The following is an 18508-nucleotide window of genomic DNA, read 5'->3' as shown; positions in this document are numbered from 1 at the left end:
TTTGCCCCTGCCTTTGCCTGGGCGCCGCGCGCAGCGCGGGTGCTGTTTGTGTTGCCGCCCACGCGCATATCCCCATAAGCACACATGGGGACTTTCATGGCAACCAACATCACTCAAAAAACCAAACGCGCGCCGCGCGAACTCTTTTTTCATTTCCGCTGCACGCGCGCGGAAATCGACGTCATCAACGCCCATGCCGCGCAAGCCGGCATGCGGCCCGGCGTCTTTGTGCGCGACCTCGCTCTGTCTGGCGGCAAGCTGCGCATTGCTTCCCGCGTCGATGAAAGCGCGGTGTTTGAGTTACGCCGCCTGGGCGCGATGCTCAAGGGCCAGTACCCAAAAGAGTCCAACTGGACGAATGAGGAAAAGCGACACTACTGGTCGGCCATGCAAGCCGTGCTGGAGCACGCCGACAGGCTCGCGGGCGGCAAGAATGAAGGCGACGAGCACGAGGCTGCCTGAATGCTCGCCAAAGTCATCAAGCTGCACAACGAGCGCGGCGGGCGGGTCTCCGCGCACCACGGCGTGCAATACATCTTCCGCGAGGGCGGCGAAGAGCACGCGCTGGATCGCAACGTCACCGGTGGCAGCTTCAACCTGGAGATGGGCGACCTCGATCTGACCGACCCGCTGGATCGCGCTCTGGCCATCCGCATGATGGACTACACCGCCGAGGCGGGCCGCTTGCGCAATCGGTTCACCAGCAACCCTTTCTATCACTACGCCATTTCCTGGCGCGAGGGCGAGCACCCCACGCCGGAGCAGTGCCGTGAAGCTGCAGCGCACACGCTCAAGGCGCTTGGACTGTCTGAAAATCAAGCGGTCTGGGGCTTGCACACCGACCGCGACCATCATTGGCATATCCACATCCTAGCCAACCGCGTTCACCCGGAAAAACTCCATTTGTCCGGTCCGCCAAAGCTGGATTTTCTGGTGCTGGACAAGTGCATGCGCGAACTTGAGCTTGCGCAGGGATGGGCGCATGACAAGGGGCCGTATGTCGTCATCGACGGCGAAGTTCAGCGCCTGAGCAAAGCCCAGCGCGAACAACTGGGCCTGCGCAAGACCGATCGGGCGCCGACGCCGGGTGCGCGTGCTGCGGAAGTCCACAGCGGCGTTCCCAGCCTGTCGGACTGGCTGAGCAAACGCGCCAAGGATGAACTGCTCGCCGCGCGGTCGTGGCAGGAACTACATCAAACGCTGGCCGAGCGCGGCTGCACCTTGCGGCAGAGCGGTGGCGGCTTGGTCATCGACACCAACCTGCCCGATGGTCGCGCCACCAGCACCAAGGCCAGCGGCGTGCATTACTCCTTGAGCCTGGGCCGGCTGGAGAAAAAGTTTGGTTCACCCTTCGTCGCCCCTGATGTTTCTGCCGCTCGCGTGCAGCCCGCCAAAACCTATGCCCGCTTTGTCGATGGCGTGCGCGCCGGGACTGAACCGGGTTTGCAGGAAATCCCCGGACGCACGGGGTCAACCCCGGAACGGCAGGCGAAGCGCGAGGCGCGCGCCTTGGCACGCAAGGAACTGGCGGACACATTCAAGCGTGAGCAGGCGACGCAGAAGCAGGCCCGTGGCACGCTGGTTTCCAGCCTGCGCGCGCATCACCAGGCCGAGCGCGCCACGCTCCGGCAAGAACTCAAGGCCATCAAGCCGGTGCGCATTGCAGAACTCACCGCCAAGCATGGCAGCAAGCAAATCGCGCAGGGGCTGTGGGCTGCCGAAGCGGTCATTCGGCGACAGGAACTGCAAAAGCGGCAGAAAGCCGAACGTACATCTCTGACTAAGGATGCGCCGAGCGTGGGTTGGGTGGACTGGCTTGAGCGCCAAGCCATGGCGGACGATGAAGCAGCCGCATCGGCGCTGCGCGGCATTCGCTACCGCGAGGGACAGCAAAAGAACAAAGGCAAGAATGGCTTCGAGGGCGAAGACCTTGACCCGTTAAAGCCGCGCGCTATGGCTGGCTCCATTGGCGGTGCTCCGCCAGACCCAACAGCGGGGGCAAGGAAAGCCTTTGCGCTCGAAGACGCCCGCATCCAGGTCGATCGCCGCCACCAGCGCATCGAATACCACGACCAAGCCGGGCGCGTGCGCATGACCGATTCCGGCCCGCGCGTCGATGTCCACATCGCGGATGCCGACACGATTGAGGCCGGACTGCGGTTGGCTGCTCAGAAGTTTGGTGGCGAGGTCTACATCACTGGCGACGCCGCATTCCGCGAGCAGGCTGCACGACAGGCCGCTCGCCTGGGTGTTGGCGTCAAGGATGCCGACCTGCAACAGGTCGTTGAGCAGGAACGCGCGCAAATCGAAGTCGAGCGCAGTCCATCCCGCCCGCGTCGCCCCGTCCTACCCCGTGATCCGCCCCTGCGCTGAATCGCGCCGTGCCGCCCCTGCGCATATCCACTCAAGCAAGGCTTCCGCCGCGCCCCAACCAGTTACTTGATCACGAAAGGATCAGCCATGAAGTTTTCTACCATCCGCAACCTGCGCGCCGCCGTCGTGCGTCGCCTCACCCTCGCTGCCGCCGTGTTTGCGGCGACCACCATGGAAGCGTTCGCTTCCACCTCTGGGGGCCTGCCCTGGGATACGCCCATCCAGACCCTGCAGAACGATCTGACCGGCCCGGTTGCCACCGGCATCAGCGTCATTGCTTTCCTCGCTGCGGGCGCCGCCCTGGTATTCGGCGAAGAGCTGGGCGGGATCGCCAAGAAGGCCCTGTACGTCGTGCTGGGCGTGGCCATGATCGTCATGGGCAACAAGTTCCTGTCGGCGCTCGGCCTGTCCGGCGCGGTCATCTGAGGAGCAGCCGTGGACGATCAGAACATTTCCGCGCCGATCCACGGTTCGCTCAACCGTCCGCTGCTCATGCTGGGCGGTGAGCGCACCCTGGTTCTTGGTCTGATGACTCTCGCCGGGGTGTTCGTGTTTTCGCTGGCCAAGCTGTGGGCTGCGGGGCTCGGGATCGGCCTTTGGGTGCTCGGCACCTGGGCGCTGTCCCGCGCCGCAACGTTTGATCCACAGCTTTCCAAAACCGGACGCCGCTCTCTTGCATTCAAACGCTTTTACTCCGGTCGCGCCACGCCGTTTGGCAAGTCGCGCGAGTGGAAGTAACCCCCGGAAGTGACCCCGGAAGCAACCAACAAAGGAACACCCATGCTTGCCCTCAAAGAATTCCGTGACCGCGCCGCCGGATTGCCCGACTTGCTGCCCTGGGCGGCCCTGGTCGATGATGGCATTGTGCTGACCAAGGCTGGTGCGCTGCTTGCTGGCTGGTGGTACCAAGGCCCTGATCTGGATTCCGCCACCAAGGGCGAACTCGGCGCCATGGCCGCGCGCATCAACAACGCGCTGTTGCTCGACGACGGCTGGGTGGTCAACTGCGATGCGATCCGCCAGCAGGCTCCCGGTTATGCCAAGGCCGGGGCATTCCCCGACCGCACCACGCGGTTGATCGATGACATGCGCAAGGCTCGGCACGAAGGTCAGCATGCAGGATTCGAGAGCCGCTTTGCGCTCACCATTTCCTGGTTTCCCGATCCTGACGCTGCGGACAAAGCCGCGTCCATGTTTATTGACGGCGGTGAAAAAACCGGCGTTGCCGCGCGCAACCTGCAGCGCTTCAAGGACGGCATCCGCGAAGTCGAATCCCGCCTGTCCACGGTTGTCAAGATCAATCGGATGACCGATTCGGTCGATGAACATACTGGCGCGGTCACCAGCGAACTGCTGGGCTATCTGGACTCGTGCATCACGCTGCAAGCGCCGCGCCGGGTGCGCATGCCCGAAGTGCCGATGTACCTGGACGCGGTGATCGGCCAGCACGACTTCACGACTGGCTTTGAGCCCCGTCTGGACGGTCGGCCCATGATCTGCCTGGCCGTTGAAGGCTTCCCGGCTTTTTCTGCCCCTGGCATCCTCGATTTCCTGTCGCGCCTGCCGGTGGCCTATCGCTGGAGCAACCGCTTCATCTACTTGTCGCAAGCCCAGGCCGACAAGGTGCTCAACAGCTACCGCAGCAAGTGGGCGCAAAAGCGCAAGAGCATGATGAACCTGGTGCGCGAAGCCTCGGGTGGCGCGGCGACGCACTTGAACATGCACGCGGTCGAACAGACCGAAGATGCGGTGGCCGCCATCAGCGAAAACCAATCAGGCGCGGTGCGCTTCGGCTACTACACGAGCGTCATTCTGCTTGCGCATGACGACAGCACGACGCTGGACGAAATCGCCCGCGAAGTCAAGAAAATCATCGAGAACGCCGGCTTCGGCGCGCGCATCGAAACGGTGAATGCGGTTGAGGCTTATCTGGGCACGATGCCGGGCAACACGCACGCGAACGTGCGCCGTCCGCTGATCAACACCCTGAACCTGGCGCATCTGCTGCCGTTCACGGCGGTTTGGGCTGGGCCGGACAGCAATCCTTGCCCTTTCTATCCGCCTGCCAGCCCGCCGTTGCTGTACGCCAAGACCGATGGCGCGACTCCGTTTCGTCTGAGTCTGCACGCGGGCGATCTGGGGCATACCGTGATTCTGGGGCCGCCCGGCTCGGGCAAGTCCACCCTGCTGTCCACGCTGGTCGCACAGCAGTTTCGCTACAAAAAAGCGCAGGTGTTCGCCTTCGACAAAGGCTATTCCATGTTGCCCCTGTGTTGGGGCGCAGGCGGCCAGCATTACGACATCGGCGGCGAGCACGGCGATCTGGCCTTTTGTCCGCTGGGCCGCTGTGATGAACCCCACGAGCAGGCCTGGGTCGCAGAGTGGATCGAGCAACTATGCGAACTGCAGAGCGTGCGCGTCACGCCGGAGCATCGCCAGAAAATCTATCGCGCTGTTCAGCAACTCGGTCAATCCACCGACGCGATGAACCAGCGCACGATGACCAACTTCCTGATTCAGTTGCAGGATGCGGAACTGCGCGACGCGCTGAGCTATTACACGATCAGCGGCGCAGCCGGGCACTTGCTCGACGCCGAGACCGACGCGCTGGCGGAAGATCCGTTCCAGGTGTTCGAAATGGAACATCTGATGAACAAGGGCGACAAGGTGGTGCTGCCGGTGCTGGCCTACCTGTTTCACCGCATCCAGCAGCGCTTCAAGGGTCAGCCGACCTTGCTCGTGCTGGACGAAGCCTGGATCATGCTCGGACACCCGGCGTTCAAGGCCAAGATTCGGGAATGGCTCAAGGTGCTGCGCAAGGCCAACGTCGCGGTGGTGTTCGCCACGCAATCGCTGACCGATCTGACCAAATCGGGCATTGCCGATGTGATCTTCGAGTCCTGCCCGACTAAGATTTTTTTGCCCAACCCCGAGGCGATGACCGAGAACATCCGGCCCCTCTATGAGGGTGTCGGGCTGAATCATCGCCAGATCGAGATTCTGACGATGGCCACTCCGAAGCGTCAGTACTACGTCATTCACCCGGACGGTCGCCGGTTGTTCGAACTGGGGCTGTCCGCGCCCGAACTGGCTTTTGTAGGGGTGTCAGGCAAGGAAGACATCGCGCGCATTCGAGAACTGCGCGACACGTTGGGCGATGCCTGGCCTGCGCAGTGGCTGCGCGAGCGCGGGCAGTTTGATGCTGCCCAGACCTGGGAGGGGTACTGACCGGACGCTGCGCGCGGTGCAACTGCACCCGCCTACGGCGGCGCACAGACAGGGGCAAGGAAAGTGTGGCTTCATCAACCGACTCCGCCTCGTGCCGCCCCCTCGTATATCCAGGCATCAGCACTCAACACGCGAGTCCATCATGCGCAAACTCCTGATCCCCATTCTCTTTGCCCCTGCTTTTCTGTCTGCGTGCGCCAACCCCGGCGTGCCTGACGCATCCGCCCTGAACTACACCGTCCAGGGCTCGCAACAGGCGCAGGCCGTCCAGTTCGGCACGGTGATGGCGATTCAGCCCGTGCTGATCGCGCCGAACTCCACCGGCATCGGCACGCTGGGCGGTGCTGCTGCCGGGGGTTATCTCGGCTCGCGCATCGGCAACGGCCATGGCTCTACAGCCATGGCCATCATCGGCGCTGTCGCTGGCGGCATCGCCGGAAGCGCGGCAGAGGGCGCTGCAACCCGCGAACAGGGCCTGCAGATCACGATCCGGCTGGACAACGGGCAAGCTGTGGCGATCACGCAAGCTGCCGATGTGCATCTTGTCGCCGGGCAGCGTGTCGAGGTGATCGGCAATCTGTATGGCGGCAAGGCGCGTGTCGTGCCCGTGGGTTGATCGCTTTGCCGTGGTCACAGCATAACCAGACACAGCCCCAACAAGGGGCCAGAAAGGAATTTGCCGTGAATCTCAAAAAATTCACCCTCGCCGCCGCATTGGCGGCTTTGCCGTTGCTGGCGTCCGCGCAGACCTATCCAGCCCCGGCGCCCACGCCCGATCCGACTGCCCAGCAGAGCCTGGGCGCGTCTGCGAATCAAAACTCGACCAGCGCCTACAACGGCGGGATGTCTTACTACAACCAGCAGGCGTACCAGGCTGCGTCGAACACGGCGCAGGACATCTCGAATCAGGATGCGGCGAACGTCGGAAGCGACTACTACGGAGGGCGCGGCGGCGGCTACAGCGACGCCTGGCAGCAAGCCGCTGATCAGGCGCAATCGGTCGCCAACGACAACCAGGCACAAGCTGGCGCCCAGATTCCTGTGCAGCAGCAGGCGGCCACGTCTCAAAGCGCGTCATATAACGCCGAGGTGTCCGCTGCACCCGCCGTCGCACAGTCCAACAACTCCGCCGCGCAGTCCGCTGCGTCGTCCGGCGCCGCACAATCAACGGCCAGCATCACGCAGAGCACCGGCGTCCAGCAAGGTCAACCCACGGTGACGAATAACACGGGCGAATACCTGATCGCCGGGGCAGCAACGCAGGCCGCGATGAACGGCTTGACGACTACCGGCTTCACCGCGAACAAAGCCGCCTACCAGGACGCGCAAAACGCCGCGTCCTGCGGCAATCCGTGGTGTGCTGCGGGCTGGATGGCCGCCAATGCGGTTGAGCAGAACATTGCCAACGGCGCTTATGCCGCCAACGTCGCCGCAGCCCCGGTACTGGGCACGGCGCTGAACGTCGCAGCCGCCGCATCGGCGCTGAACAGCGCCAAGGGCACGCTGCAACAGATTCAGTCCATGACAGGCGTGCAGCAGGGTCAGGCGGCAGGATCGACGAATACCCAGCAGGCGCTCGCGCAAACGACCGCGCAGACCGGCGTGCAGCAAGGGCAATCGGCAACCGCGGCCAGTACGGACACGTCCTACACGTCCGCTGCCGACGCCCAGCAGAACGCCCTGGGTGCAGCGGCGCAGCAGAACCAGAACGCCGCCGTCATCGCAGCGCAGGCCGGTCTCGCTGGGTTGAGCGCCGAGTATTCGCGCAATGCCGCCAACCAGATTGCCAGCTACGACAACGCTCAGGCGCAGTCCACGGGCGACCCTACCTGGACGCAGGCCGCGGGCATCGCGCAGAACGAGGTTGACCAGCAGCAAGGCCTTTACGACTACCAACAGAACATCCAGAGCCAAGCGATTGCCACCGGAAACGCGACTGCAGCACAAGAGAACGCCCTGTCGCCCAGCATCGGCAGCACGCTCAACACCGCAGCGCAGAACGCCGCAGCGAATCAGTCCAGCACCACGCTGCAGAACATCGGCGCACAAACCGGCGTGCCGCAAGGCCAGTAACCCTCTCACCTCGCAGGAGAACCCTCATGACTCTGAAAAAATCCATCGTCGCCTTGGGCGCGATTGCCGCCCTCGCCAGCACGCCCGCTCACGCCACCGGCATGATCGCCGGGGCCACGTTTCCTGAACAGATCGTTCAGGAACTGACCGCCGTCGAGCAGTACGCCACCCAGGCGCAGCAACTGCAAGCGCAGTTCCAGATGGTCTACAACCAGGCGATGAACCTGAAAAATCTGCCGGATCAAATCTGGCCGAACATCGCCGGGCAGTTGCAGTCGCTTGTAACGCTTGTCGGACAAGCGCAGGGGTTGACCTACGCCTCGCAGAACACGGCTGCCGGGGTTCAGGCGCAGTACGGCGTGAACGGGCAAAGCTACCAAGCCAACCTGTCACAGTGGAACGGCAACCTGACCAGCCAGATCCAGCAGGCGCTCAATTCCTACGGATTGCAGGCGCAGGACTTCCAGACGCAGCAGCAGGCGCTACAGCAAATCCAGAACGCCAGCCAGTCGGCGACGGGGCGGATGCAGGTACTACAGGCGGGCAACCAGATTTCCGGGATGCTGGTCAACCAACTTCAGGGCCTGCAGCAAACGATCATGACCAACAGCCAAGTCGAGCTGAACGCCGTCGGCGCGAAAAACGCGCAAGACCTGCAAAAGAACCAGATCAACCAGAGCTTTCTGAACGGATCAACCGGTGCGGGCTTTTACTGATTTGCCGCCTTCGGTAACATCCAGAGTACAGACGGCCTTCGGGCGCGAGTGCGGGGCGACTCATAGAAACAGTCCCAATTCCCACACTTTCAAGCGCAAAGGAGCGCCCCATGAAACCGTCTGCACGTTTTTCCATTCCCGCGATGCTTATCGTTGCCGCCGCCCTGCTGTCGGGCTGCGGGCAACAAGCATCGTCCGTCACCGCACCTGGCGTTGGCCCGGTTGCTGGGGCGAAGATCAATGCCAGTGAAGGCCCGTTCGGCGGGCAAACCGTGGCCTGGTACGCCGCGCAACTGAACAGTCACGCCGTGGTCGGCGAAGCCGCCGATCCGGCATGGCAAGAAGCCCTGTGGTGCGGCGGCAAGGACGCCCAGGGCAATGCGGTTGCGAGTGCCGATGCCGTGACCAAGCGGCGCGGCACGGTGTCCTGCCAGAACCTTTACGCCGGAGTCGATCAGGCCCAAGGCCCCTATGCAGGGCGCGACCACGGCTGGTTCAAGGCGCACCCCAAAGAGCGCACCGCACAGGCTGCGTGGTGCCAGTCTTTGGGCAAAGAAACCCTTGGCGCAACCGGCACCTGCGCCGCAGTGCAGACCACGGGCGCGGGGTTCTACTGATCCCGCTTGAGGCCAAAGCAAGCAACAGGGGCAAGGAACCCGTGGCTTCCTTGCCCCTTGTTCTTTCCGGCGCGGTCGCATCGGTGCCGCTGTCTCGCATATCCACCTGACAACCCTCGCAACAACAGGTGACCCATGAAAATCAACCGCCCCCAGCGCTGGCTCCTGCCACTCCTGCTGCTCGCCCTCGCTGCCCCTGCCGCATACGCAGGCAATGGCGTCCTCGACCAGATTCAAACCGCGTTTCAGTCGGCATCGACGGGCTGGATGACCGCATCGCTCAATCTCGCCCGCCCGCTGTTTTTCGGGCTCGCGGGGCTGGAGTTTGCCTGGGCTGCGATCAACTACACGCTGCGCAAAAACGACCTCGGTGAACTGCTGACTTCGATAACGCTCAAGATTCTCGGCATCGCGTTTTTCGCCATGCTGTTGACCGAAGCGCCGACCTGGATTCCCCCCATCATCAACAGCTTCGTCCAGGCCGGGCAGACCGTCGGCGGCGGCGGGGCGACGTCCATTTCAAGCGCGGTCGGGCCGTCAGAAATTCTGGACGCTGGCATCAATACCGCGGCGAAAGTGATTTCCGTGGCGAATGGCATCAACGGGCAGCAAACGTCCAGCGGCATCAGCATTTTTCACCCCGGCGACTCTATCGCCGCGCTTGGACAAGGATTTCTGTCGGCAATCTTCATCGGCATGACAGGGCTGATGATCATTCTCGGCTTCCTCGCCATCGCGATCCAGCTGCTGATCACGACGATCGAGAGTTACATCGTGATCGGCGGCGGTGCGCTTATGCTGGGGTTCGCTGGAAGCCGCTGGACCTTGCCCTTCGCTGAAAAATACTTTGGCTACGCGGTCAGTGTCGGCATCAAGCTGTTCACGATTTACCTGGTTGCTGGGTTTGGCGGACAGCTTGCGAACATCATCATTCAACACTGGGCGGCCGTGCAGGCCGGTGCGCCGCCAAACAATGTCGTCGGCCCGGTGGACTTCCTGACCGCGGGAGCGACTGCGCTGGCCTATGGCGCGGTGGGCTATCTGGTGCCGGGCATTGCCGGGTCGATGATGAATGGCTCGCCCGCCATGAGCCTGTCGAACGCCGGGGCCGCTGCAGGCGGCATGGCTGTGGCTCCGATTGCGGCGGGCTTGGCTGGCGGCGCTGCGGGTATGAGAGGCGCAAGCGCGCTTGCAGGGCTGCTTCCAGACTCAAGATCGGGTGGAGCTAAAGGCGGCATTGGCGGTAGTGCGATGCTGGGCGGCGGTCCGGTCGGCGGGGTGTCTGGCACTTCGCGACTGGAATCCTTGGCGTCCGGTGCGGGCAAGGGCTTGCAGACAGCGGGGCAAGGGGTTAGCGCCGCGGGGTCTGCCGCTGGAACCGGCATCAAGGCTGCGTCCGGCGCTGCGAATGTCATCCCGGTTGCCGGGCAGGCCATTGCCGCGGTGGGTGCGGCGGTCGGAACCGGTGTCGAAGCGGCTGGCAAGGTCGCAGGCAAGGGGCTTGAGGCGACAGGCAAAGCTGTAGAGGGCGCTGGCAAGGTTGCAGGCAAAGCCGCAGAGGGCGCAGGCAAGGCTGTAGAGGGCGTGAAGTCCGGCGCGGAACTTGGCAAAGCCGATGCGCCAGCGACACAAGAAGCTGGGCTGTCTTCGGCGCGCACGACGGTTGGCTCAACGCCGGGTGGCAATGGCTTTGCTTCTACTCAGTCGCAAATCGGCGCAAGCGCCGATGCTTCGCCTGCGGCCAACGCTGCGGATGCTTCTGCCGCGCAGCGCCAATTCGAAAAAGACAACGCGCCGAAGCCAAAGGGCCGCAGCTTGGCGGACACGTTAAAGAGTGGGGCGCAGAGCCTGCAATACGAGGCAAACCGTCGCAAACCTGGGTTGTCACACGACGGGCAATCCGGCGGTGTGAGCATTCGGATGAACCACATCGACTGACGCTCGCCCTTCCCTTCCCGAGATTAGCCCGGCCAGCCGCGAGGTGCGCCGGGCTTTTTTATGCCGTGCCGCCCGCGCGCATATCCCCGTAGAAGCACTACTGGGGATTTTTTATGTCCGCATTCGAGCAGGCTGTATTGAACGATCTTGAGTTCAGAGGTTGGAGAATCGGCAAGCCGCACCAAGGCCGCGACGGCACGATGTACCGGGCTAACGACGGCGCGGGATCGTCCGATGCGCAAACGATCCTGATCAAAGACAGCATCGCGGTCGTCACCTCGCATCGCGGCGGAGTTGATCTCCCCGCTCCTTGGCGGGCTGGGCGAGAAGCAAAAGATGGGTCGCCCACGGCTTACATCACGGCGCGCGACCTTGGCATTGACCTGTCAACGATCCGCCATGCGCCATCACGCGCGTTGGTGCCGCCACCGGCGGTCGAGCCCGTTGACCCCACATGTGTTTCCGGTGTCCGCGCAGCATGGGATGCCAAAGTTTTCCCACGCGACGATCACCCGCAATTCGTGAAGGGCGGCGCGTGGGTACACCCTGGGGGGCTGCGTGAGTTTCCGCCTGGGCACCGGCATGCTGGCGATCTCATTGCCCCGTTGTTCCGTCCTGTCGCGCCAGGGTCGCTGTCCATCGAGCTTTGCGGCGCGCAGCAGCTTTTACGGGACACAACAGCGACCCCGGACAAGTACATCGTTTCGGGTTCGCGCACGGCTGGCGCGTTCGTGCCGCTGCCGCTTCGCCAGTCATTCTTCGAGGCTGGCGCGAAGATCGGCGCCGACTGGCTTCCGTCTGGCACGCGGATTGTCGTCACAGAGGGCGTTCGCACCGGGCAAGCGGTGCGCACGGCGACGGCGCAGTGGGCCGCGGCAGGGAGCAAAGAAACCGTGGTGCTGGCGGCGCTGTCCGCGCACAACCTGCCCGCTCTCGCGCGCTGGCTCAAGGCGTCGGGAGTGGCGGCATCGCACGAAGTGGTGATCGCCGCCGACAACGACCTTCGCAAGTCCGATTTCGTCGGAATCAAGAAGGCCGTCGAGGCGGCCGAAATTTGCGGCGGGAAAGTCGCGCTGGTGGACAGCAACAAGCCCGGCTTCGACGCGCACGACCTGCTCATAGAGCGCAAGCACGACCTGCGCGCAGGCATGGCCGCAGTGCGCGAATTTATTGATGCAGCGCGTTCGCCGGATCAGGTGCGGGCTGATCGAGTGGATGCGTTCGATCTGCTGCAGAAAAACAGGGGCGAGGAAATCGAGCATTACGCCGAACTTAACCGCTGATATGCCGTGTCCACGCTATATCCATACATCCCCATCTGGAGACTCTTTATGGACGACCACGACCCGAATTTCAATTTTGAGAGGCTCAAAGCGTTTAGCAATGCCAATTTCGACAACGGCATCCGCCGGGCGCTCGCAGGCCAAGAAACATCATTTTTGATTCCTGTCCTCGCGCCAGTTGGCGACACCCTGCAACTGGTTTCGATACATAAGTTGCGCCTGCATGGCGCCGACCGTGCCGAGTTCAGCGCACTGTATCCGGACAGTGGCGTAGAACAAAGCCTCCATCCTGCCGCATTTGCCGCCCCGTGGCGCTACGAGCAATTCCATCAACGGCTGGGCGCCGCCAACGGAATACTGCCCAAGCTCGAAGAGCTCAACAGAGCGATGCCAAAGGTGGTTATTACTGATAGTTCCCAGTCCGCACTGGCAATAAGCGCGAAAGGCGGCCGAAATGCGATCGCAGCCATGCGCCCGGAGAACTTTCGCGCGGTGGCCTCCGACATGCGCGCCGCTGGCTTTGACGTGGTGATCGTGCCCGACAACAACATTCTGTCGCGGGCGCTGGCGCGCAATGCGGCGCGTGAAACAGGCGCCTTGGTGGCGAACGTGCCATTCCAGCCTGGGCAAAACAACCTCATGTCAGCGCTGATCGACGCGACCGAACAAGCGAGGGACATCGATGTCCGTCGACTGATTCTTGAGCCGATTTCAAACGCCGCGCCGCCCCCAGCCATAGGGTTGTCTCACCCCGCCCGCGCAATTGCTGAAATTGGCCGCTGAACCAAGGAGCCCACGATGTTCAAGAACCCCGAGTTTGAAGCCGACTTCGGCAAGCAAAGCCCCGAGTTCACCCGGCAGGCGATGGCTGCCGCGATGCGCGGCGAGCCTGCGCAGTTCGCCGTACCGGTTTTCCGTGTCGTCGGCGAGACGCTGCGACTGGACGGCGCGCAGAAAGTCGAGGTCAACCCCGACAAAGCGGCGATCTACCCTGGTTCGCAGTTCGGCGCCGCGTCGTTTTCCATCATTCCTGTGACCGAAACCATGCGGTTCAAGATGATGGCGGGCGAGCCGATGACTGCAAAAGACGCGCCCGACCCGGTCGAGTTCGGCAACCAGGTCGTCGTCACGCATTCCGTGGCGTCCGCACTGGCGATTTACCACGCGACAGGGGAACGGGCGATTGTGCTTCCCTCGTTCACGCCGGACAACATGAAGTCGGTGGCCGAGTTCGCGAAGAACACGCTCAAGGCCAAGGACATTGTTGTGGTGCCCGACAACACCGTTGCATCCAAACGTGCAGCACACGAAGCCGCGCGGGCTGTGGATGGCAAGGTGGCGCAGATCGACTATGGCCCGGAGCAGAAAAACCTGCTGGGCGTGATGGCCGAGGCGCACAAGTGGGCAGACAAGCTGTTTCCGGCGCCAGAAACCGTGCTCGATGAAGTCCGGCGCGACAAGACCCTCCAGGATGCCGCAAAGCGCACCATCCGCGAACCCATCGCCAACGCCCAGAAGTGGGACAAGGTGCCGGTTCCTACGCTTGTCCAGGGCCGGCCCGTGTCCGTGCAGCGCCAACCCATGGCCGACATCGAGCGCTGATCCAGGCGAGGCGTTGCTGCAGCGTGCCGTGTCCACGCCATATCCAGTCATACAGACCCTATTTCGGAGAACTCCATGAGCGCACTCGATACCCTCGACTCCCTGATTTCCCAGGCCAAAGTTGCCGCCGAACCGCATCAACAACCAGAGGTCGAGGCGCAGCCCGCCCCGTCCGCATCTCTTGCCCCCGATGTTTCCGCAAACGCTGACCCGGAGCTTTCCGTTGAGCAGCAAAAGCGCATCGATCTGCTCCACGAATACGAGGAATTGACCGCGCCGCAGCGCACCGAGCGCAACACCGCCATCGACGCCTTCGACGCGGACTGGCGCGAGCGCTGGATGAAGCTGCAGGGCGAAGTCGAGGAAGCTCGCGCCAAGCGCTCGGAATCGCTGACTGCCGAGGGCGTGGATGCTCACCTGCACGACAGCCTGCTGGCCAAGGAAACCGCCGTGCTGGTCGAGGAATTTGAGGCCCGCAAGGATGCCGCCGCGCGCGAACTGGACAAGTCCATGCCGCGCCCGGCGCGCTGGGTCGATTTCCTGGGCGAAAAGGCGCAGGAAAACCCTGGTGATCCCGTGCTGGAGTCGCTTTTGGAAGAAGCGAAGAAGGCTCCTGATTCCGGCATTGAAGGCTTCGGTGGTGTGCCGCCCAAAGCGGTCACGTTGTCCGACCTGGTGAACAACATCGACAAGGACGGCCAGATTCACTACAAGCGCGGCCTGCGCACCGTGATCCATGACCGCGGCTCTCGCCTGGACGTGCAGCGCAACGATGACCGCGACATCGAGGCGGCGCTGAAGATTTCTGCGCAAAAGTTCGATCTGCAAAAGGGGTTGATGCTGACCGGCGATCTCGCCTTCAAGGTTAAAGCCGCGGAGATCGCGGGCAAGCTGGGCTACCCGCTGCAGAACAGTGAGCCCGAAGTGCTGATGGCCTGGAAAAAGGGCCGCGACACCAACCCGCAACTCAAGCGGGCAGTGATGCCCAGCGTCGAGCGCGGCATCACGGGTGACCTGGCGGTGGCCAAGCCGATTGCCGAGCGCACAGGCCCGGTGCAACTGCGCGCTGACCCGCTGACGGTCGAGCAGGCTGGCACGCTGGGTGTCACTGCGAACGGCGATGGCGTGGTGGTCATGCCTGCCGAGCGCGTGCTGGCCGCCGGTGCCGCGTTTCGCGAAACCCAGAACGTCGCGCTGCACATTCTGGCCGAAGCCGATCTGCGCAAACCCGATGGTGGCGTGGACATCGGCAAGCTCAAGGAACTCGCGCCCAACCTGACCCGCAACGGTTCCCTGACGGAACTGGCACGGGACGTGGTGATCGTGCGCGATGACCGCGTGATTCGCACCCGCGAATCGCTCGACAAGGAATTGGAGCCAGTGTTCAAGGTGGCTTACATGACTGCTGGTGAGCGCGTGCGCGAGAACGAGGAACTGGCCGCAAGCATCGCCAAGGCACAGGAAGTCGAACGCAGCGCCGCGCAGACCCAGGCGCAGGAGGCCGACGAAAAGAGCCTTCTGGTGCGCAATGCGGACAAGGCGCTGGACAAAGAGATCGCGGAGAAAGCGGCCAAGCAGGAGGGCCGCGAAGAGAAGCAAGAGCGCGAGATCAAGTCCGAAGAAAAAGCCATCCCCGCACCTGCCGTCTTCCGCTCCGGGCGTACCGGGCGGGGCATGGACATGGGCCAGGGCATCGGGTTCTGACCGTGAGCCGCTTGAGCCAATCGGATCGCGAGGCCCTGGTGCGTGAAGCGCTGGGCCTCGACGACCGGCTTGTTTTTTGTCTGGCCGAATGGGTCGGTTGCGATCTGTCCGGCGTCGATTGGTCGATGGGCCTGCCGTGGCGCATCGAAAACCAGATCACCGGGCTACTGAAAGAAATCAACCAGGATTTGGAGAACCGTCATGAATGAATCAAGCACTGAAATTCTTGCGCGCGACGCGCAGCGCGTAGGCGCCGTCATCGATCACGATCTTGCCGCCATTGACGACGCGGATGCTGAGCAGGAGCGGGCGCTGATGGACGCGCTGGAGCTTGGCGTCGAAGACATCGGACTGGGGGTGTGAGATGAACACCGCAATCGAAGACCTCAGTCCCGACCTGCGCCTTGGCGTGCAGGCTTACAGCTTTCTTGTGGCCGACAAAGGCCCTGGCGCCTATTCGTTTTCCGACTTTGCCGACATCATCAACGCCCGCTATGACTCGCCCAACGCGCGCACCATCGCCGACGCCTTCCGCGCCGTGCCAGATGGCGCTTTGACGATCAACGCGAACCGCACGGTCTCGGTTGATCTGCCGGACCTGCGCAACATGGGCTTGCTGCAAGAAGCACTGGATGCTACGCCTGCGAGGCAGCAAGAAGCGCCCGCCTCTGGCGGCGCAAAGGCAAAGGCAGGGGCAAAGAAAGAGTTGCAAGACAAGGCCCCGCCGCGCGACTTCCGCCAGGAGTTCACCGACAAAGTGATTGCCGCCATCGACTCCAGCAACGCACTGCCGTGGGACAAGCCTTGGTACACGATGCAGGGACTGCCGCGCAACGCAGTGTCCGACAAACCCTACGCTGGCGGCAACCGCGTCGTGCTGGGCCTAGCGGCGATGGAAAAGGGCTACACCGACCCGCGCTGGATGACCGTCAAGCAGTCGAACGACTTGGGCGGACATGTCCGCAAGGGCGAAAAAGGCGTGATGATTGAGCGCTGGGACAACAAGCCGTTCTGGACGCGCAAGGATGTCGAACTCACGCTCGGCGGGCGCGTTGTCGCGGTCGACGCGAAGCGCGGGGTCGATGCTGAGGGCGTGCATCTGGTCGGCGGGCGCGTCGTGTCGCCAGGTCAGATCACGGTCACACACGAACAACGCACAGGGGCCGGGGTTATGTCCCGCGACTACACCTGGAAACAGGCCGAGCGCGATCTGAACTTACTGGTCGGGCGCAGCTACGTCGTGTTCAACGCGGAGCAATGCGAGGGCCTCAACCTGCCGCCACTCGCCCCCCGCCAGAACATCCCGGTCGTTGAGCGCGGCGAGCGGCTGATGGCCGCGATGCAGGAAGACGGTCTGCGCTTTGTGCACCAAGGCTCAAGTGCGTATTACTCCCCGGCAGGAGATTTGATCGCCCTCCCCCCACGCGATACGTTCAAGTCGGTTGAGGGCTATTACGGCACGGCGCTGCACGAAATGGGACACGCCACGGGCGCTGAGAAGCGGTTGAACCGTGAGGGCATTACCGGCAAGCATGCGTTCGGCTCCGAGGGGTACGCCAAGGAAGAACTGCGCGCCGAGCTTTTCTCGGCGTTCATGTCGGCGGAAACCGGCATCCCGCACGACGATGACCAGCACACCGCCTATCTGCAGTCCTGGGCCAAGGTGCTCAAGCAGGATAAGAACGAAATCTTCCGGGCCGCAGCCGAAGCGGGCAAGGCGGTGGACTACGTACTCGCCAAAGAGCAGGCCCTGCAGATCACGCAGGAACGGCAGGCTTCGGTAAATGTGGCGGAATTGGCGGCTGACTCAGTACAACAGCCCAAACCGGCGCAAGGCAAGCTCAAGACCATCGAGATCGACGCGCCCGCGCATTGGGGCAGCGCTCTGGTCAACCGCGATGAAAGCGGACTGGGCGAGAGCGAAGCCGCCTGCGTCAAGGACTGGGTCGGAAAGCAAGGCGTCGGCTGGCCGGTCTCCATGTCCGATCCTTTCATGGGGCGTCACGAAGGCTTGCTCACCGAGATGGCAACCTATTCCTTCCTGGTGCCAGAAAAAGACATCGGCCCGAGCGTGGACGGCGGGCTGAATCCAGAGGCAGGCAAACCCACGGGTAAACCGCCAACCCTGCATGAAGCCCTGGAAGCCAGCGGGTGGGAGCGCAAAAAGGGCGGCTCCTACGAAAAGACCTTCCTGCTGGACAAGAACCGAAACAAAGGCGGCGAGTTCACGCACGGCAAGGGAACCGTCGAGAAAATCCTGAACGTCAACACCCAGTCCAGCGGGTTTGTGATTGCACAGGGATGGGACGACATTCCCGTCCCCGTCAAGGACGGCTTGTCGCCGACGGAGCGCGTCGCTGAACTCGACCAGGCGGCCAAACAGCTTCTGATGGCTGAGCATGGAAAAAGTCTGGGCGTGACGGCCATTCGCGGCAAGGGTGAGCCCGAGGTTCAATCCGCACCCTCCGCGTCCGACAGGATGCAGGAGGCACTTCTGCGTGAAAATGAATTGCTGTCCAAGCAGCCTCACGAACTGACCTTTGCCGAGTTCGCCACCGTTGCCACGGCGCAGAAACTCGGCCCGAACCATGGGCGGGAGTGGGCCGTGTTCAACGGCAGCGCGCAGCGTGGTGAACTGATGGGCTATGCCGAGGGGCCGACCGCAGAGGATGCCCTGCGCATGATGCACAAAAACCGGGTCAATAACGCGCTGTACGACCACATGCTAGATGCGGTTCGCCCGCCAGGCATGGAACCCAAAAGCATGCCGCCTCAGCATGTGCTCGATGAATACCCCGATCTGAAAGAGAAGTTCGCGCCGGCCATCGAAGAGCATCGTCAGATCCTCGCCAAGGAAGACCGAAAGGCAGCGGAGTTGGGATTCAAGCCGGAGCAGCGCGACATCCCATCGCGCCCGTCCCGCCCTGCCCCGCGCGCGACCGTGGGGTTGGAACGCTGACGCGCAGTGCCGCCC

17 protein-coding genes are annotated in these 18508 nt (G+C 63.1%); all 17 read left to right on the top strand.

The features are described 5' to 3' along the window. Nucleotides 1-96 precede the first annotated feature (96 nt). On the top strand, nt 97-462 hold the full coding sequence (locus BIO17B3_RS00180) for a hypothetical protein (RefSeq protein WP_156052520.1): 366 nt from the start codon (nt 97-99) through the stop codon (nt 460-462). After that, the gene (gene traI / locus BIO17B3_RS00175) at nt 463-2373 is read left to right on the top strand and encodes a TraI/MobA(P) family conjugative relaxase (protein ID WP_064971545.1); all 1911 of its coding nucleotides are present in this window, start codon (nt 463-465) and stop codon (nt 2371-2373) included. It begins immediately after the preceding gene. 87 nt (nt 2374-2460) lie between these two features. Continuing rightward, the gene (locus tag BIO17B3_RS00170; protein WP_084440238.1) at nt 2461-2799 is read left to right on the top strand and encodes a TrbC/VirB2 family protein; all 339 of its coding nucleotides are present in this window, start codon (nt 2461-2463) and stop codon (nt 2797-2799) included. Nucleotides 2800-2808: 9 nt separating this feature from the next. Continuing rightward, nucleotides 2809-3111: a conjugal transfer protein TrbD gene (trbD, locus tag BIO17B3_RS00165; RefSeq protein ID WP_232054130.1), complete on the top strand. Its 303-nt coding sequence runs from the start codon at nt 2809-2811 to the stop codon at nt 3109-3111. Nucleotides 3112-3153: 42 nt separating this feature from the next. Continuing rightward, nucleotides 3154-5601 carry a transporter gene (locus BIO17B3_RS00160; RefSeq protein ID WP_064971544.1) on the top strand — a complete coding sequence of 816 codons (2448 nt, stop codon included), beginning with the start codon at nt 3154-3156 and terminating at the stop codon, nt 5599-5601. 142 nt (nt 5602-5743) lie between these two features. Further along, the gene (locus BIO17B3_RS00155; RefSeq protein WP_064971543.1) at nt 5744-6217 is read left to right on the top strand and encodes a glycine zipper 2TM domain-containing protein; all 474 of its coding nucleotides are present in this window, start codon (nt 5744-5746) and stop codon (nt 6215-6217) included. Nucleotides 6218-6282: 65 nt separating this feature from the next. Further along, nucleotides 6283-7674: a hypothetical protein gene (locus BIO17B3_RS00150; RefSeq protein ID WP_064971542.1), complete on the top strand. Its 1392-nt coding sequence runs from the start codon at nt 6283-6285 to the stop codon at nt 7672-7674. 26 nt (nt 7675-7700) lie between these two features. Beyond that, complete coding sequence (gene trbJ, locus BIO17B3_RS00145; RefSeq protein ID WP_064971541.1) at nt 7701-8390, top strand: P-type conjugative transfer protein TrbJ; 690 nt, start codon at nt 7701-7703, stop codon at nt 8388-8390. Nucleotides 8391-8500: 110 nt separating this feature from the next. Next, the gene (locus tag BIO17B3_RS00140) at nt 8501-9007 is read left to right on the top strand and encodes a hypothetical protein (RefSeq protein WP_064971540.1); all 507 of its coding nucleotides are present in this window, start codon (nt 8501-8503) and stop codon (nt 9005-9007) included. 135 nt (nt 9008-9142) lie between these two features. After that, nucleotides 9143-10945: a P-type conjugative transfer protein TrbL gene (gene trbL / locus BIO17B3_RS00135; protein ID WP_064971539.1), complete on the top strand. Its 1803-nt coding sequence runs from the start codon at nt 9143-9145 to the stop codon at nt 10943-10945. Nucleotides 10946-11058: 113 nt separating this feature from the next. Further along, nucleotides 11059-12228 (top strand): hypothetical protein, encoded by a 1170-nt coding sequence (locus tag BIO17B3_RS00130; protein ID WP_156052518.1) that lies wholly within the window; start codon nt 11059-11061, stop codon nt 12226-12228. Nucleotides 12229-12276: 48 nt separating this feature from the next. Further along, nucleotides 12277-13011 carry a hypothetical protein gene (locus tag BIO17B3_RS00125; RefSeq protein ID WP_064971537.1) on the top strand — a complete coding sequence of 245 codons (735 nt, stop codon included), beginning with the start codon at nt 12277-12279 and terminating at the stop codon, nt 13009-13011. Between the two features lie 15 nt (nt 13012-13026). Continuing rightward, nucleotides 13027-13830 (top strand): hypothetical protein, encoded by an 804-nt coding sequence (locus tag BIO17B3_RS00120; RefSeq protein WP_064971536.1) that lies wholly within the window; start codon nt 13027-13029, stop codon nt 13828-13830. A 75-nt stretch (nt 13831-13905) separates the two neighbouring features. After that, complete coding sequence (locus BIO17B3_RS00115) at nt 13906-15534, top strand: LPD7 domain-containing protein (protein WP_064971535.1); 1629 nt, start codon at nt 13906-13908, stop codon at nt 15532-15534. Between the two features lie 11 nt (nt 15535-15545). Further along, nucleotides 15546-15743 (top strand): hypothetical protein, encoded by a 198-nt coding sequence (locus BIO17B3_RS00110; RefSeq protein ID WP_156055401.1) that lies wholly within the window; start codon nt 15546-15548, stop codon nt 15741-15743. Next, nucleotides 15736-15897: a hypothetical protein gene (locus BIO17B3_RS00105; protein WP_156052516.1), complete on the top strand. Its 162-nt coding sequence runs from the start codon at nt 15736-15738 to the stop codon at nt 15895-15897. The genes BIO17B3_RS00110 and BIO17B3_RS00105 overlap by 8 nt, the downstream gene beginning before the upstream one ends. Before the next feature lies 1 nt (nt 15898). Further along, entirely contained in the window at nt 15899-18493 is a 2595-nt protein-coding gene (locus BIO17B3_RS00100; protein WP_064971533.1) for an ArdC family protein, read from the top strand. Nucleotides 18494-18508: the final 15 nt, after the last annotated feature.

Source organism: Thiomonas sp. OC7 (assembly GCF_900634595.1).
GTDB lineage: Bacteria > Pseudomonadota > Gammaproteobacteria > Burkholderiales > Burkholderiaceae_C > Thiomonas > Thiomonas arsenitoxydans.
This window is presented reverse-complemented; position numbering and strand designations above follow the sequence as displayed.